At 75.2% G+C, this 15,146-nt stretch carries 15 protein-coding genes; 5 read left to right on the top strand and 10 right to left on the bottom strand.

Features of this window, described 5'->3' with window-relative positions; translation table 11 throughout:
- The first annotated feature begins 49 nt into the window (after positions 1–49).
- Genes BLS43_RS25485 through BLS43_RS25475 form a run of 3 tightly spaced genes read left to right on the top strand, consistent with a single transcriptional unit; the run spans position 50 to position 3,297 of the window.
- Complete coding sequence (locus tag BLS43_RS25485; RefSeq protein WP_093089233.1) at positions 50–1,237, top strand: uroporphyrinogen-III synthase; 1,188 nt, start codon at positions 50–52, stop codon at positions 1,235–1,237.
- Positions 1,234–1,929, top strand: coding sequence for a sirohydrochlorin chelatase (locus BLS43_RS25480; RefSeq protein ID WP_093089232.1), 696 nt, complete (start codon positions 1,234–1,236; stop codon positions 1,927–1,929). The genes BLS43_RS25485 and BLS43_RS25480 overlap by 4 nt, the downstream gene beginning before the upstream one ends.
- Positions 1,930–1,962: 33 nt before the next feature.
- Positions 1,963–3,297, top strand: coding sequence for a hypothetical protein (locus BLS43_RS25475; RefSeq protein ID WP_218130007.1), 1,335 nt, complete (start codon positions 1,963–1,965; stop codon positions 3,295–3,297).
- Here the strand turns inward: BLS43_RS25475 and BLS43_RS25470 are convergent.
- Positions 3,269–3,703, bottom strand: coding sequence for a hypothetical protein (locus BLS43_RS25470; protein WP_245707811.1), 435 nt, complete (start codon positions 3,701–3,703; stop codon positions 3,269–3,271). The two genes, BLS43_RS25475 and BLS43_RS25470, sit on opposite strands and share 29 nt — an antisense overlap.
- The gene (locus BLS43_RS25465; RefSeq protein ID WP_245707809.1) at positions 3,700–4,893 is read right to left on the bottom strand and encodes a molybdopterin-dependent oxidoreductase; all 1,194 of its coding nucleotides are present in this window, start codon (positions 4,891–4,893) and stop codon (positions 3,700–3,702) included. The genes BLS43_RS25470 and BLS43_RS25465 overlap by 4 nt, the downstream gene beginning before the upstream one ends.
- A gap of 121 nt (positions 4,894–5,014) precedes the next feature.
- Here BLS43_RS25465 and BLS43_RS25460 point away from each other — a divergent pair, with 121 nt between their 5' ends.
- The gene (locus tag BLS43_RS25460) at positions 5,015–5,695 is read left to right on the top strand and encodes a response regulator transcription factor (RefSeq protein WP_245707808.1); all 681 of its coding nucleotides are present in this window, start codon (positions 5,015–5,017) and stop codon (positions 5,693–5,695) included.
- Between the two features lie 3 nt (positions 5,696–5,698).
- On the top strand, positions 5,699–6,742 hold the full coding sequence (locus BLS43_RS25455; protein WP_093089229.1) for a sensor histidine kinase: 1,044 nt from the start codon (positions 5,699–5,701) through the stop codon (positions 6,740–6,742).
- A gap of 124 nt (positions 6,743–6,866) precedes the next feature.
- On the opposite strand, the gene BLS43_RS25450 is transcribed toward BLS43_RS25455, so the two are convergent.
- The 8 genes from BLS43_RS25450 to BLS43_RS25415 form a co-directional block, all read right to left on the bottom strand.
- Positions 6,867–7,487: a methyltransferase domain-containing protein gene (locus BLS43_RS25450; RefSeq protein ID WP_143030222.1), complete on the bottom strand. Its 621-nt coding sequence runs from the start codon at positions 7,485–7,487 to the stop codon at positions 6,867–6,869.
- On the bottom strand, positions 7,484–8,164 hold the full coding sequence (locus BLS43_RS25445) for a TIGR04282 family arsenosugar biosynthesis glycosyltransferase (RefSeq protein ID WP_093089228.1): 681 nt from the start codon (positions 8,162–8,164) through the stop codon (positions 7,484–7,486). Before BLS43_RS25445 ends, BLS43_RS25450 begins: the two co-directional genes overlap by 4 nt.
- Positions 8,161–8,808, bottom strand: a complete 648-nt coding sequence (locus tag BLS43_RS25440; protein ID WP_093089227.1) for a glycosyltransferase family 2 protein — start codon at positions 8,806–8,808, stop codon at positions 8,161–8,163. Before BLS43_RS25440 ends, BLS43_RS25445 begins: the two co-directional genes overlap by 4 nt.
- A 63-nt stretch (positions 8,809–8,871) precedes the next feature.
- Positions 8,872–9,921 (bottom strand): NAD-dependent epimerase/dehydratase family protein, encoded by a 1,050-nt coding sequence (locus BLS43_RS25435; RefSeq protein WP_093089226.1) that lies wholly within the window; start codon positions 9,919–9,921, stop codon positions 8,872–8,874.
- A gap of 58 nt (positions 9,922–9,979) precedes the next feature.
- Positions 9,980–11,602, bottom strand: coding sequence for a dipeptide ABC transporter ATP-binding protein (locus tag BLS43_RS25430; protein WP_093089225.1), 1,623 nt, complete (start codon positions 11,600–11,602; stop codon positions 9,980–9,982).
- Positions 11,599–12,495 (bottom strand): ABC transporter permease, encoded by an 897-nt coding sequence (locus tag BLS43_RS25425; RefSeq protein ID WP_093089224.1) that lies wholly within the window; start codon positions 12,493–12,495, stop codon positions 11,599–11,601. The genes BLS43_RS25430 and BLS43_RS25425 overlap by 4 nt, the downstream gene beginning before the upstream one ends.
- The gene (locus BLS43_RS25420; protein WP_245707806.1) at positions 12,492–13,463 is read right to left on the bottom strand and encodes an ABC transporter permease; all 972 of its coding nucleotides are present in this window, start codon (positions 13,461–13,463) and stop codon (positions 12,492–12,494) included. The genes BLS43_RS25425 and BLS43_RS25420 overlap by 4 nt, the downstream gene beginning before the upstream one ends.
- Positions 13,460–15,118 (bottom strand): ABC transporter substrate-binding protein, encoded by a 1,659-nt coding sequence (locus tag BLS43_RS25415; RefSeq protein ID WP_093089223.1) that lies wholly within the window; start codon positions 15,116–15,118, stop codon positions 13,460–13,462. The genes BLS43_RS25420 and BLS43_RS25415 overlap by 4 nt, the downstream gene beginning before the upstream one ends.
- Positions 15,119–15,146 lie beyond the last annotated feature (28 nt).

The raw sequence follows: 15,146 nt of genomic DNA, 5'->3' as shown, positions 1-15,146 counted from the left end.
TGACGCCCCTCGCGTTCGCGTTGCCCCGACGATGCCGGAGAATGTCCCGATGAGCGCCCCCACCACCGCAGCGGCGCCCGTTCCCCCGCTGGCCGGTTTCACCGTCGGCGTGACCGCCGCCCGTCGTGCCGAGGAGCTGGGCACGATGCTGGAACGACGCGGCGCGTGCGTGCAGCACGGGCCCTCCATCCGGATCGTCCCGCTGGCGGACGACGCGGACCTCGAACGACGCACCCGGGACCTGATCGCCCGGCCCCCGGACATCACCGTCGCGACGACGGGGATCGGCTTCCGCGGCTGGATCGAGGCCGCGGACGGCTGGGGCGTGGGCGAGGCGCTGCTCGACGCCCTGGGCCGCAGCCAGGTCCTCGCCCGCGGCCCCAAGGCCCGCGGCCAGATCCGGGCGTCGGGGCTGACCGAGGTGTGGTCGCCCGCCTCGGAGTCCTCGGCCGAGGTGCTGGACCACCTGCTCGAGGAGGGGGTCGACGGGCGTCGGATCGCGGTGCAGCTGCACGGCGAGCCGCTGCCGGACGTCGTCGAGGCCCTGGAGCTCGCCGGGGCCGAGGTCGTGCAGGTCCCGGTGTACCGCTGGGTGCAGCCGGAGAACCTCAGCCCGATGGACCGGCTCACCGACACCGTGCTGGCCGGCGGCATCGACGTGCTGACCTTCACCTCCGCCCCGGCCGCGGCCTCGCTGCTCGCCCGGGCGGCGGAGCGCGGGCTGCGGGACGACCTGATCACCGCGTTGCGGATGAAGGTGCTGGTGGTGTGCGTCGGACCGGTCACGGCGGCACCGCTGGAGGCCGTCGACATCCCCACGGTGCAGCCCCCGCGCTCGCGCCTCGGGGCGATGGTGCGCACGCTGGAGTCGGAGGCGCCCTCGCTGGCGCGCAGGCTGCCCATCGCCGGGCACACCCTGGAGCTGCGCGGACACGCCGTGCTGGTCGACGGGGAGCTCAAGGCCCTCCCGCCCACCGGCATGGCGCTGCTGCGGGTCCTCGCCCGGCGCCCCGGTCGCGTGGTGTCCCGCGCCGACCTGCTGGCGGTGCTGCCCGGCGGCGGGGACGACGAGCACGCGGTGGAGACGGCCATGGCCCGTCTGCGCTCCGGGCTCGGCGGCGCCAAGCTCATCCAGACCGTGGTGAAGCGGGGCTACCGGCTGGCACTGGACCCGACCCTGCCGACCGTGGGCCCCTCCCCGATCGGCGGCCACTGCGTGTCCGGGGAGGACCGGTGACCCCGCCGCTGCTCCTGGTCGCCCACGGCTCGCGGTCGGACGCGGCGGACGCGGTGGTCCAGGAGATCGCCGCCGCCGCCCGGGCCCGGCTGCGGGCGGAGGTGCGGGTCGCCTACGTCGACGTCCGGCGGCCCTCGGTGCTCGACGCGGTCGAGGGGCTGGCCGAGGCGGTCGTGCTGCCCGCGTTCCTGGCGTCGGGGTACCACGTGCGCACCGACCTGCCCGCGCAGCTGGCGATGGCCGGGGTGGATCCGGCCCGGTTCGTGCTGACCCCGGCCCTGGGGCCGGACCCGCTGCTCGTCCGGGCCGCCCTCGCCCGGTCGGCCGAGGCCGGGCACCGGATCGGCGACACCGTGGTGCTGGCGGCGGCGGGGTCCTCGGACCCGGCGGCGCTCGACGAGGTCCGCACGGCGGGCCGGATGCTGTCCGAGGCCCTCGGCCGCCCGGTCCGCGTCGGCTTCGCCGCCACGGCCATGCCGCGGATCGTGCCACTGGTCGAGAGCCTGCGCGCCTCGGGCGTGCGACGGGTCTCGGTGGTCTCCTGGCTGCTCGCCCCCGGTGTCTTCCACCACCGCCTGCTCGCTGCGGGCGCGGACGTCGTCGGTGCCCCGCTCGGCGCTCACCCGGCGGTCGTCGACGCCGTGGTCGCGCGCTACCGGGCGGGCGTGGGCGCGGTCCGCACCGCCGCCTGACCCGGCCCAGTGTCCCCCGGCTACGGTGCGCGGGTGACCGAGGCCCGGACGCGCACGGAGCACCGCGGCACCCGGACGGACCTCGCGGTCGTCGGGGCCGTCGTGGTGCTGGTCGCCGCGGCCGTGGTGGTCGGCCGGATGCTCGTCGCCTCGGACGTCGAGCTGTTCCTGGGGTGGCCACCGCTGCTCGCGCAGTGGCTCCCCCACGTCGGGCCGGGCACGCCCGCGGCGATCGTCGTGGCGGGCGCGGTCGCCGCGTGGGGGCCCGGGCTCGCCGCGCGGCTGCGCTGGGCCCCGCTGCTGTGGACGGGCTGGGCCGCGGCGTTCGCGTGGACGCTGTCGCTCGCGCTGGTCGACGGCTGGCAGCGCGGCGTCGTCGAGCGCCTGACCAGCGGCGAGGAGTACCTCTCCGACGTGCCGCGGGTCGCCGAGCTGGGCGGGATCGGGCCCATGCTGCGGGTCTTCTCCGACCACATCCTCACCACCGCCGTCGACCCCGCGCAGACATGGTTCTGGACCACCCACGTCGGCGGGCACCCCGCGGGCGCGTTCCTGCTGTTCACCGTGCTGGACCGGGTCGGGCTGGGCTCCGGCGGCGCCGCGGGGCTCGTCGTGATGGCCGTGGGCTCGTCGGCGGCCGTGGCCGTGGCGGTGACGTTGCGCGCGCTCGGCCACGAGGACCTCGCCCGCCGGGTCCTGCCCTTCTCCGTGCTGTTCCCGGGCGCGGTGTGGGTCGGGGTCTCGGCGGACGGGCTGTTCGCCGGGTGGCTGGCGTGGGGTGTGGCCCTGCTCGCCCTCGCCGCCACGCGGCGCAGCACCCCGGCCGCGGTCGGCAGCGGGCTGCTGCTGGGCTACACCGTCTACCTGTCCTACGGCCTGGTCCTGGGCGGGCTGCTCCCGTTGGCCGTGCTCGTGGCGACGCGGCGGTGGCGGGTCCTCGTCCCGACGGTCGCGGGTGTGCTCGTCGTGGTGGCCGCGTTCACCGCGGCCGGGTTCTGGTGGTTCGCGGGCTTCGCCGACCTGCGGGTGATCTACGCGGCCAGCGCGGCCGCGACCCGGCCGTACTCCTACTTCGTGTGGGCGAACCTCGCGGCGCTCGCCTTCGCGCTGGGCCCGGCCGGGGTGGCGGCGCTGCGCCGCACGCCGGCACTGCCGCGGGCGGCCCTGCTGCTCGTCGGGGCGGCGGTGGCCGCGATCGCGCTGGCCGACCTGTCCGGGATGTCGAAGGCCGAGGTCGAGCGGATCTGGCTGCCGTTCGCGGTCTGGGCGACGGTGGCCTGCGGCGCGCTGCCGCACCCGCGGCGGTGGCTGGTGGCGCAGGCCGTGCTGGCGCTGGCCGTCAACCACCTGCTGCTGACCGTCTGGTGACGCGCACGATCCAGACCAGCGCGGACACCCCGGCCATCGCCGCGCAGAGCCAGAGCCAGCGCGCGAGGAACGGCTCCTGGTCCAGGCCCGTCGCGCCGCGGACCACCGGCTCGCCCTGTCGGATGATGCCGGGCAGGAACACCAGGAACGTCAGGGCGGCGCCCAGCACCGGGAGTCGGACGTGGTTGACCAGCGGCACCCGGGTCGGCGGCAGCAGGGTCAGGGCCCGGTCGGCCGCGGCGTAGAGCGGGAACAGCACGAGGTCGTGCAGCAGCAGCGCCCCGGCGAACCAGATCAGCATGCCGAGGATCGACGGGTGCAGCGTGGGGTCGCGCAGGATGATCGTCGTGGCGTAGGCACCGAGGGCGAGGCAGGCCACGATCCCGACCGCCTTGACGCCCCTCACGGCGCGAACCCGATCGCGGCGACCCACTTGGTGCAGTGCACCCCGGGCAGCGCCGGGACGATCACCCGCGCCGGGAAGCCGTGGTCGCGGGACAGGTCGGCCCCGTTCACCTGCAGGGCGAGCAGCGAGTCCGGGTGCAGGACCTGGTCGCGGGTCAGGGCCGCCCGCGCGAACGGCCCCTCCTCCACCGAGGCGACGGCCGCCCCCGACGGCTGCTCCACCCCGGCGATCGCCGCGAGGTCGCGCAGCCGCACCCCGGTCCAGCGCTGCTGGGTCGACCACCCCTCCACGCAGGAGATCGGCAGGTCGGCGGTGTGCTGGGGCAGGGCCGCGAGCTCGGCACGGCTCAGTCGCACCGCGCCCAGGTCCAGCCGCCAGTCCGCGCCCACCGCGTCGTCGGCGATGCCGCTGGCCGCGAACGTCCGGTTGACCGGGAAGTCGTCCGGCGCGGTCCGGCCGCGCGGCAGCAGCAGCGCGGTCGGGCGCAGGGCGTCGACGGTCTGGCCGACCGTCAGGCCGGCGAGCAGGACCACCCCGCCGCCGACCACGGCCAGCGCTCCGCGGCGGCTCATCGTGGGCGGATCGGGATCGGGGGCGACGAGCTCGTGCGGCGGCTCGGACCGGGTCTCGGCGAGCGGGGTGCGCAGCTCCGCCCGCAGCGAGCGGGAGCGCAGGCTGCGCACCATCGTCGGCAGCTTCAGGGCCACGTGCAGCACGAACCCGGCGATGAAGACCCAGGCCCCGACGTAGTGGGCGGCGTAGAAGCTGAACCCGAACACGTAGTCGTACTGGATGTTGAGCAGCCCGGTCACGATCTCGAACAGGATCCCGCCGACCAGCATGACCAGGCTCAGCCGCTCCAGTGCCTTGAGCGGGTCGCGGGGCAGCGCCGTGAACAGCCTCGGGATCACCGACCACAGCTTCGCCAGCACCACCGGGACCAGCACGATGCCCAGCCCGACGTGCAGGCCCTGGGTGAGCCGGAACAGCCACGCGGGCCGGGTGGGCCAGTCGAAGGTCGGCAGGTGCAGGAACCCGACGTCCGGCGGGATCGGCTGCGAGCCGTAGGCCACCCAGTCCAGCAGCCCGGTCACGATCACCACCGGCAGCGCGCAGAGCAGCACCAGCCCGAACACCGAGGTCAGCCACGGCCCGCGGATCGGGCTGCGCCAGCGAATCCGAATCCTCACGGTTGCCGACCGTAGGCGCGGATCCCGGCCATCCGGCCGAGCGGTAAGGATCTCGTGAGCCGGCCTTACCGAACGATGACGGATGCTCCCCTGGGCCCGCCGCAGGGCTAGCGTGACCCGGGTGTGCGCACACGTCCTGGTGGTCGACGACGACGAGACCGTCCGCGACGTCGTCGGCCGCTATCTCGGCGCGGCGGGCCACGAGGTCGCGCTGGTCGGCGACGGGCCCGCGGCCCTGCGGGCGGCGCGGGAGTCGCCGCCGGACGTCGTGGTCCTCGACCTCATGCTCCCCGGCCTCGGCGGACTGGAGGTCTGCCGGGTGCTGCGCGCCGAGGGTGACCTGCCGATCGTCATGCTGACCGCGCTCGGCGAGGAGGACGACCGGCTCCTGGGCCTGGAGCTGGGCGCGGACGACTACGTGACCAAGCCCTTCAGCCCGCGCGAGCTCGTGCTGCGCATCGGCTCGATCCTGCGACGCACCGGCACCCTCGCCGCATCCCCGGTGCTCACCGACGGGGCGCTGCGGGTCGATCCGGCGGGCCGGGAGGCCACGCTCGACGGCGTCGCCCTCGCGCTCACCACCCGCGAGTTCGACCTGCTCGCGTTCCTGCTGGCCCATCCCGGGCAGGCGTTCACCCGCGAGGAGCTGCTGTCGCAGGTGTGGGGCTGGGAGTTCGGGGACCGCTCCACGGTGACGGTCCACGTCCGCAGGCTGCGCGAGAAGGTCGAGGCGGACCCGACGGCGCCGCGCCGCATCGCGACCATCTGGGGCACCGGCTACCGCTACGACCGGGAGGGCTGAGCCGTGACGGCCGAGCTGCTACGCGCCGCTCCGCTGGCGCTGCTGTTCGCGCTCCCGGTCGCCGTGGTGGGCGGGGTGGTGCTGCACCTGATGCGGCGCCGCTCGATGACCGCCGCCATGGTCGCCCTGGCGCTGGTCCCGCTGGCCGCCGCACTCGGCGGGGTCGTCGGGGTGAGCGGCCTGATGTACACCCCGCAGCTGGTCGGCACGATCGCGGTGTGCGCGGTGGTCGGGGTGGCGACCGTGCCGGTGGCGTGGTGGCTCGGCAGCCGGTTCGCCCACGAGGCGCTCTGGCAGCGCGAGGCGGACGCGGCCGAGCTGGCGGCCGTGCGCCACGCCGAGGCGGCCCGCCGCGAGCTCGTCGCCTGGATGAGCCACGACCTGCGCACCCCGCTCGCGGGGATCCGCGGGATGACCGATGCGCTCGCCGACGGCATCGTCACCGGCCCGGAGGCGGCCGCGTATCTCGCCCGCATCCGCCGCGAGGCCGACCGGATGGCGGACATGGTCGAGGACCTCTTCCAGCTCTCCCGCGCGACGTCCGCCGGTCTGCACCTGACGCTCAGCCCGCTGGCGCTGGGCGAGGTGGTGTCGGACGCCGTCGCCGCCGAGTCCGCGGCCGCCGCGGCGGCGCGGGTGGTGATCGCGGCCGAGGACCCGCAGGCCTGGCCGGTCGTGTCCGGCAGCGACTCCGAGCTGACCCGGGCCGTGCGCAACCTGCTGACCAACGCCGTGCGGCACACCCCCGCGGGCGGGCGGGTCGAGCTGGCCGCGGGCGTCCGCGACGGGCGGGCCTGGCTGCGGATCCAGGACGGCTGCGGGGGCATCCCCGAGGCCGACCTGGACCGGGTGTTCACCGTGGGGTTCCGCGGCGAGCAGGCGCGCACGCCGGGCCAGGGTCCCGGCGCGGGCCTCGGGCTGGCGATCGCGCGCGCGTTCGTCGAGGCCCACGGCGGCGCGATCACCGTGCGCAACCACGGGCCGGGCTGCGTCTTCGAGATCGAGCTGCCCCACCTCGCCCCGGCCCGGCGAGTCGCCCAGGCCTGAGCCGTGTCTCCCGATCCGCCACCACCGCTTCCGGCGCCCACCCCGCCGCCGGCTGCCTTGCCTGCCACGCCGTGGATCACCGGGCCCGGCGGCGGATCGGGAGACACGCCCTCGGGCCGAGAGTTCACCGGCGCCGCAGCTCCACGAACCCGCGCTCCCCCGGCGGTGAGTCGGCGACCACCCGCAGCCCCGCCCCGGGCGCCCGGCGGCGCAGCGCCGCCGCCCCCACACAGGCCCACGGGACCTCGGTCCCGCAGGTCCGGGCGGTGCCGCACCACCATTCGTCGGGGTCGGGGCCGGTCTCCACGAGCACCGTCCCCCCGCCGCGCAGCAGCCGCGCCGCCCGGGCGAGCAGGCGCAGCGGATCGCCGCCGATCCCGATGTTCCCGTCGGCCAGCAGGACGTGGGACCAGCCGCCCTCCCCCGGCAGGCGCGCGAACACGTCCCGGTGGACCACCGGGACGCCGCGGCGACGACACAGGCCGAGCGCGACCGACGAGCTGTCCACCCCGAGCGCGGACACTCCCCGGCCGACCAGGGCGGCGACCATCCGGCCCGGACCGCAGCCGAGATCGACGGTCGGGCCGGTGCAGCGGTCGAGCAGCCAGTCGTCCTCGGGGCCTGCACCCGCCCGCCACCGGGCGGGGTCCCAGGTGAGGACCACGCCGTCGTCGCGGACCAGCCGGGTGCCCAGGCCCGTCAGGACGGCGTCGAAGGGGGCCGCGACGGGGGCGCCCGCGGTCACGACCGGGCCCGGCGGAATCCCGGGACCCGGTCGACGGCCGCGGCGAACCGCGATCCGGGCACGGTGGCCGCCACGGCGAGCGCGTCCTCGGCGGTGTCGACGTCGGTCAGCTCGGGCAACAGCGCTACCCGCAGCCCGGCCGCCCGTAGGGCGGCCAGGGTGTTCTCCCCGGTGTCGGCCCGTGACATCGGCACGTCGGCCACCGGGCCCGCCGATCCGGGGTCCCGCAGGCCCAGGGCCCACCACCCACCGTCGGGGGCCGGGCCGAGCACCGCGTCGACGTCGGCGAGCGCGGCGAACGCGGCGGCGAGTGTCGACGAGTGCACCTGCGGGGTGTCCATGCCGATCTGCAGCGTCGGCTCCCCCGGGTGGCGGGCGGCGGCGTCCGCGTGCGCGGCGACGATGCGCGCGCCGAGCCCGGTGCCGCGTTGGGCCGTCCGCCCGGTCCGGCCCAGCGCGGCGCGGAGCTCCCCCACCCGCGCGGTGTCCGCGTCGAGCGACCCGGCGAGGGCGACGAGGGTGCGGGAGCCCGGGACCGCGGCCGTGGCGTCGAGGGTGTCGAGCAGTGCGGCGGCGGCCACGTCGGCCGCCTGGGCGGGGGTGGCGGGCGGGCAGAGCCGGGTCTTCACCCGGCCCGGCACCGGCGCCTTGGCCAGCACGATCAGCGTGCCCGTCATCGCAGCAGCCCCGCCATGTCCCGCACCGCCCGCGCCGTGCCGGTGACCGAGCCGGACACCTTCGACCGGCCCCCGCCGCGCCGGGAGTACCGCACCGGCCGCTCCTCGATCCGCCATCCCGCGGCACCGGCGCGCAACAGCAGCTCGAGCGGGTAGCCGAAGGCGCGGTCGGCGATCCCCAACCCGAGCAGCGCCTCCCGGCGGGCGACCCGGATCGGGGCGATGTCGTGCACCGGGACGCCGCGGCGGCGCAGCTCGGCGGCGATCAGCGCGTTGCCCGCCCGGGCGTGCCACGGCCAGCTGCCGGGTTCGGGCACCCGCCTGCCCACGGCGAGGTCGGCGCGCCCGGTGGCCACGGCGTCGGCCAGCGCGGGGAGCAGGTCCGCGTCGAGCGAGCCGTCGCCGTCGAGGAACGCGACGAGCGGCTCGCGGGCATGCTCCAGTCCGGTGTGGACGGCCGCGCCGTAGCCGCGGCGGGGCTCGACCACCACGCGGGCGCCGTGCGCCGCGGCGACGGCGGCGGTGTCGTCGGTGGAGCCGTTGTCGACGACCAGGACGGGCCAGCCCGCGGGCAGTGCGGCGAGGACCCCGGGCAGCGCCTCGGCCTCGTCGAGGCACGGGAGGACGATCTCAGGACGGTGCACACCCTGATCTTCGGCGCCCGCGGGCCGGTCGGATCGGTCTCGGGTGCTTACCGATCGATGACGTCAGGTCACGACGGGCGCGCGCAGCGGGTCGGTGGCGAAGGCCCGCACCCCGTCGGCGAAGGACGTCCGGGCCCGGAAACCCAGCCGCGCGCGGGCCTGCGCCGGGTCGGCCACGACGTGCCGGACGTCCCCGGCCCGGGCCCCGCCGACGATCTCCGGCTCGGGGCCGTCCATCGCCCGGGCCAGCTCCACGGCCAGGTCCCCGACGGTGTGCGGCTCGCCCGAGCACACGTTCGCCGCCGCGAAGCCCTCGACCGGGGTGGTCAACGCGGCCAGGTTCGCCGCCGCGACGTCCGTGACGTGCACGAAGTCCCGCCGCTGCCGTCCGTCCTCCATGACCCGCGGCGCCTCGCCGCGCTCCAGCGCGGACCGGAAGATCGAGGCCACCCCCGCGTAGGGGGTGCCGAACGGCATCCGCGGCCCGTAGACGTTGTGGTAGCGCAGCGACCACACCGATCCCCCGGTCTGGCGCGCCCAGGCGCTCGCCAGGTGCTCCTGGGCCAGCTTGGTAGCCGCGTAGGTGCTGCGCGGGTCCAGCGGGGCGTCCTCGGGCACCAGGCCGGGGACCAGCTCGCGGCCGCACCGCGGGCAGCGCGGCTCGAAGATCCCCGCCTCGATGTCCGCGACCGCCCGCGGACCGGGCCGGACGACGCCGTGCTCGGCGCAGTCGTAGCGGCCCTCGCCGTAGACGACCATCGAGCCGGCCAGGACGAGGCGGTCGACCCCGGCCCGGTACATCTCCGCCAGCAGGACGGCGGTGCCGACGTCGTTCTGCCGGGCGTAGTCCGGCGCGTCGAACGGGTCGACGCCGTGTCCGACCATCGCCGCCTGGTGGCACACCGCATCCACCCCGGCCAACAGCGGGGCCAGCACCTCGGGATCGCCGACCGACCCGCGGACGAACCCGTCCGCGACCCACTCCGGCGCCTGCGCGCCGTGGGCCTGGGGCAACAGGGCGTCGAGCACCACGGGCTCGTGGCTCTGCGCCACCAGGAGGTCCGCGACGTGCGACCCGATGAACCCGGCACCCCCGGTGACCAGCACGCGCATCCGCGCACGGTAGCAACCCCGCCCGCACCCGCCGCGTGACCGGGTGGCCGCGGTCCGCTCAGACCCGCGACTCCGCCCGACGGCCCGGGATCGCCGCGATGAGCTCGCGGGTGTAGTCCTCGCGTGGCGCGCCGAACACCGTCGCGACGGGCCCCTCCTCCACCAGCCGCCCGCGCCGCAGGACGGACACGGTGTGCGCGATCTGCGCCACGACGGCGAGATCGTGCGACACGAACAGGTAGGACAGCCCGAGCTGCTCCTGCAGCTGCACCAGCAGGGCCAGGATCTGCTTCTGCACGGACACGTCTAGGGCGGAGACCGGCTCGTCGAGCAGCACGGTCCGGGGCGCCGGTGCCAGGGCCCTGGCGATCGCGACGCGTTGGCGCTGGCCACCGGAGAGCTCCGCGGGCAGCCGGTCGAGGTAGGACGCGGGCAGCGCCACCTGCTCGAGCAGCTCGCGGGCCCGCGCGGTGCGCGACCGCCGGTCGCCGATGCCGAAGGACACCAGCGGCTCGGTCACGCTCTGTCCCACCGTGAAGCGGGGGTCGAGCGAGGCGAAGGGGTTCTGGTGCACCAGCTGGACCTGGCGGCGCAGCGGGCGGGTCTGCCGCCAGCCCAGCCCGGTCACGTCCGTGCCGTCGAGCAGCACCCGTCCCGTGTCGGGACGTTCGAGCCCGAGCGCGAGCCGCAGGGCGGTGGTCTTGCCCGACCCGGACTCGCCGACGAGCGCGTGGGTGCGTCCGGGCCGCAGCTCCAGCGACAGGTCCTCGAGCGCGGTGAGCGTGCCGCTGCCGTGGCCGCGGGGCAGTGCGTACCGGCGGCCTGCTCCGACCAGCTGGAGCACCGGCTCACCCGACGCCGGGGCGGCGGCGTGGCGCGGCACGATCCGCCCGCCGTGCGCCAGCCCGGGCGCGGCGGCGATGAGCCGCCGTGTGTAGTCCTGCGCCGGGGACACCAGGATGTCCCGCGGCGTGCCCCGCTCGACCACGCGGCCGCCTGCCAGCACCACCACCCGGTCGCTGCGGTCCGCGGCCACCGCCAGGTCGTGGGTGATGATCAGCAGCGAGGTGCCCGACCCGCGAACCAGCCCCTCGAGGTGGTCGAGGATCCGCCGTTGCACCGTGACGTCCAGGGCACTGGTGGGTTCGTCGGCCACGATCAGCCGAGGCCGCCCGGCCAATGCGATCGCGATGAGCACCCGCTGGCGCAGCCCCCCGGAGAGCTGGTGGGGGTACTGGCGGGCGCGCAGCACCGGGTCGTCCACACCGGCCTGTTCCAGGAACTCGACGACCTCGACGTCCACCTGCGGGCCACGCACCCCGCGCAGCCGGACGGGCCCGGCGACCTGGGCGCCGATCCGCATGGTCGGGTTGAGCCCGACCATCGGGTCCTGCGGCACGAGGCCCACGACGGCCCCGCGCAGCGCGCGCAGCGCCCGCTCCGACGCGCGGGTCACGTCCACGCCGTCGACGGTGAGCGTGCCCGCCGTGATCCGGGCGGCCGCCGGCAGCAGCCCGAGCAGGGCGGTGCCGATCGTCGTCTTGCCCGAGCCGGACTCCCCGACCAGCGCCACGGTCTCCCCCGGCGCGATCGTGAGGTCCACGCCGCGCACGGCGGGGACGATCCGCCGCCGCCGTGCGTAGCCGATCTCGAGTCCCTCGACCGTGACCAGATCGCTCATCGCGCCGGCTCCTGCAGGGTCTTGGACACGTGGTTGAGCGCCAGCACGGTCGCGGCCACGAACAGCCCCGGCAGCAGCGACACCCACGGTGCGGTGATCATGAAGTTGCGGCCGCCCGCGATCAGGCTGCCCCATTCGGCCGCGGGCGGGGCGGCGCCGAACCCGAGGAAGCTCAGCGATGCGATGGCGATGATCGCCACTCCGGTGTCCAGCACGGCCAGCACCGCGACGGGGCCCCAGGAGTTCGGGAGCACGTGGCGGACCAGGATCCGCAGCCAGGACGCCCCTCCGGTGCGGGCGGCCTCCACGTACGGCAGCGTGCGCACCCGCAGGACCTCGGCCCGGGTCGTCCTGGCGAACCCCGGCACGATCCCCACCCCGACGGCCACGGCCACCGGGATGGTCCCGAAACCCAGCGCCGTCACGATCGCCAGCGCGAGCAGCAGCCCGGGCACGGCCAGCAGCACGTCCGCGAACCGCATGATCACCGAGTCGGTCAGGCCCATGAAGAAGCCGGACACCACCCCGAGCACCAGACCCACCACGACGGCGATGAGCAGCGCGACCAGCGTGGCCCGGATGGTGAGCCCCGAACCGGTGAGCATCCGCGACCACAGGTCGCGGCCGATGTCGTCCGTCCCGAACGGGTGCGTGAGGCTCGGCGGCAGGAGCCGGTCCTTCGGCGCGGTGGCGTAGGGGTCGTAGCCGCTGAACAGCTGCGGCACGAAGGCGGAGACCAGCACGAACAGCAGGAACAGCGAGGCCAGCAGGAACCCGGGGCGGCGCGCGAGGGTGCGCAGCCGCGCCGCCAGCGCGGCGCGCCTGCCCCCCGGTTCGTCGTCCGGCGGTTCGAGGGCGAGGGCGGTGTCCTCGCGGGTCAGCGAGAGGGTCATGACCGGCTCACCTTCGGCGTGTGGACGATGCGCGGGTCGAGTAGCGGGTAGAGCAGGTCGACGACGAGGTTGACCGCCACGAACACGGCGGCGGCGAGGGTGACCACGCCGAGCACCACCGGCACGTCCTGGGCGAGCACCGCCTGCTGCGCGAGCCTGCCCACCCCGTCACGGGTGAACACCGTCTCGACGACGATCGCGCTGGTGACCGTCTGCGCGACGAGCACGCCGAGGATGGTCATGGCGGGCAACGCGGCGTTGCGGAAGGCGTGGGTCAGCTGCACCGCGGCCCGGGAGAGCCCGGTCGCCCGGGCCGTGGTGATGTAGGGCTGCTGCAGCGTGTCGTCGAAGCTGCGCATCAGCACCTGCGCCAGCATGGAGCCGGTGAGCAGGGCGATCGTCAACGCGGGCATCACCAGCGTCTGCCAGCCGCGGTCCCCGGTCGCGGGCAGCCACGCCAGGCTGAACGACAGCAGCTGGATCAGCAGCAGCGCGATGAAGAACTGCGGGAACGAGGCCCCGACCGACGGCAGCCTGCTGAGGAACAGCCGCAGCGGCCGCCACCGCACATAGGCCGCCAGCCAGGCCAGCGTCGTCCCGGCCACGAGCGACAGGGCCCCGGCGACCAGGCTGAGGGTGAGCGTGGTGCCCACCCGCTCGCCGATCAGCTGCGACACCGGGAGGCCCTGGGCGAACGAGGTGCCGAAGTCCCCGTGCAGCGCGCCGGTGAGGTAGTGCCAGTACTGGGCGAGCACGGGCTGGTCGAGCCCGTACTGTGCCTCGACCTGCGCCAGCTGCTCCGGGGTCAGCTTGTCCGTCTCGATCCCGGCCGCCCCGAGCTGCAGCGCCACCGGGTCGCTGGGCAGCAGGTACAGCACCACGAACGTCACGGTGAACGCCGCCCACAGCACACCGACGGCCTGCGCCACCCGCCCGGCGAGATAGCGGGTCAGCGCGCTCCCGGTCACTGCGTCTTCCAGACGTCCGCCAGCTTGAGGAAGCTCTCGGAGGTGAACGCGAACCCGTGCACCTCGTTGCTCACGCCGGCGTACTGCACACGCTCGAACAGCGGGAACGTGATGCCCTGGTCGATCAGCAGGTTCTGCAGGTCCGCGTAGGCCTGCTCGGTCTGGTTCGGGTCGGTCGTCTGGATCGCTCGGGCGAAGAGCGCCTTGAGCTGCGCCCGGACGTCCGGGGTCATGGAGTTGGTGGCCAGCGCCTTGGAGTTGGCCAGGTCGGGGTCGAGGATGAACTGCAGCGCGCCGGGGTCGGCCCGGGTGAAATAGGTCTGGGTGATGTCGTAGTCGCCGTTGGCCAGCTTGGCGGGCAGCTCGGCGGTGGTCACGGTGTCCAGCACCAGGTTGATGCCGACCTGCTTGAGCTGGTCCTGCAGCAGCTCGGCGCCCGCGCTGAACTGGGTGAGCGGGTAGGTCAGGGTCAGCTCGGCCCCGTTCTTGTACCGGTACCCGTCCGGGCCCACGGCCCAGCCGGCCGCGTCGAGCCGGGCCTTCGCGGCGGCGGGATCGTACTTGAGCTTGCCCGCCACCGAGGCGAAGTACGGCGTGGTGGTGTCGTACCCGCCCTCGACGACGGGGTAGCCGTCGCCGTACACGGTCTGCGCGTAGGTCGGCAGGTCCAGGGCCTGGTAGAGCGCCTCGCGCACGGCCGGGTCCGACAGCGGACGGCCCGCGCTGACGTTCGCGAACTGCGTGTAGGACACACCCGGCAGGGAGCGGGACTGCACGGTGGCGTCCGAGCGGGAGATCAGGGCCCGGTCCTCGGCGGTGAACGGGTTGCGCGGCCAGGCGATGTCGATCGCCTTGCTCACCAGGTTGCCGGTGCGCACGCTGTCCTCGGCCACGTAGGTGAACTCGACCTTGTCCAGGTGCGCCTCACCGGTGTTCTGCGACAGCGCGGAGCCCCACGCGTAGCCCGGGCGGCGGCTGATGGTCAGGCTCTTGCCCGGCGAATAGTCGTCGAGCACGAACTGGCCGGACGCGGTGAACTTGCCGAGGCACCGGTCCTTGGGCGTGTTCTGGAAGGACGCCGGCGTGACGAGGGCCAGGTTCGTGGTCGATGTGGCCTGCAGGAACGACGAGTTGGGCTGGGCGAAGTCCACCCGCACGGTCGCGGGGTCCAGGACCTCGGAGGAGGCGTAGCCGAGGATGTAGCTCGCGCCGTACGCGGCACCGCCGGTCTGCTTGACCGTGTCGGCCCAGCCGTCGAAGTTGGCCTTGACCGCGGCCGCGTCCAGGGGCGTGCCGTCGGAGAAGGTGACGCCGTCGCGCAGGTGGAAGGTGTACTGGCGGCCGTCCGGGGAGACCTCCCAGCTCTGCGCGATCCAGGGCTTGATCTCTCCGGACTGCGGGTCCTGGTCGGTGAGCGAGTCCGCGATGTTGCGGATCACCGAGCGGTGTTCGATCCAGTAGGTCTGGAAGGGGTCGACACAGGAGAAGGCGGCGTTGTCCGGGAAGAAGGCGACCTTGAGCGTGCCGCCGCGCACGGGCGGGCCCGCATCGGCGGCGTCACCACCCGGGGCGGCCGAGCCGGAGCAGGCGGCGAGGGCGAGCGTGGCGCCCGCGAGCAGGGCGGTCAGCCATCGGCGACGGGTGGGTCGGGACATCGTGGGGTTCCTCTGGTGTGGACGGGGT

The sequence above is a fragment of the Pseudonocardia oroxyli genome (genome assembly GCF_900102195.1).
Lineage (GTDB): Bacteria > Actinomycetota > Actinomycetes > Mycobacteriales > Pseudonocardiaceae > Pseudonocardia > Pseudonocardia oroxyli.
Note: the sequence above shows the minus strand (reverse complement) of the source record. Positions and strands in the feature narration are given on the sequence as shown.

What these genes read in the sequence shown, in the direction of transcription:
- BLS43_RS25445 (WP_093089228.1), bottom strand. Translation starts at nt 8,164, where the DNA reads ATGACGGGCACGCTGATCGTGCTGGCCAAGGCGCCGGTGCCGGGCCGG.
- BLS43_RS25425 (WP_093089224.1), bottom strand. Translation starts at nt 12,495, where the DNA reads ATGACCCTCTCGCTGACCCGCGAGGACACCGCCCTCGCCCTCGAACCG.
- BLS43_RS25485 (WP_093089233.1), top strand. Translation starts at nt 50, where the DNA reads ATGAGCGCCCCCACCACCGCAGCGGCGCCCGTTCCCCCGCTGGCCGGT.
- BLS43_RS25435 (WP_093089226.1), bottom strand. Translation starts at nt 9,921, where the DNA reads ATGCGCGTGCTGGTCACCGGGGGTGCCGGGTTCATCGGGTCGCACGTC.
- BLS43_RS25430 (WP_093089225.1), bottom strand. Translation starts at nt 11,602, where the DNA reads ATGAGCGATCTGGTCACGGTCGAGGGACTCGAGATCGGCTACGCACGG.
- BLS43_RS25415 (WP_093089223.1), bottom strand. Translation starts at nt 15,118, where the DNA reads ATGTCCCGACCCACCCGTCGCCGATGGCTGACCGCCCTGCTCGCGGGC.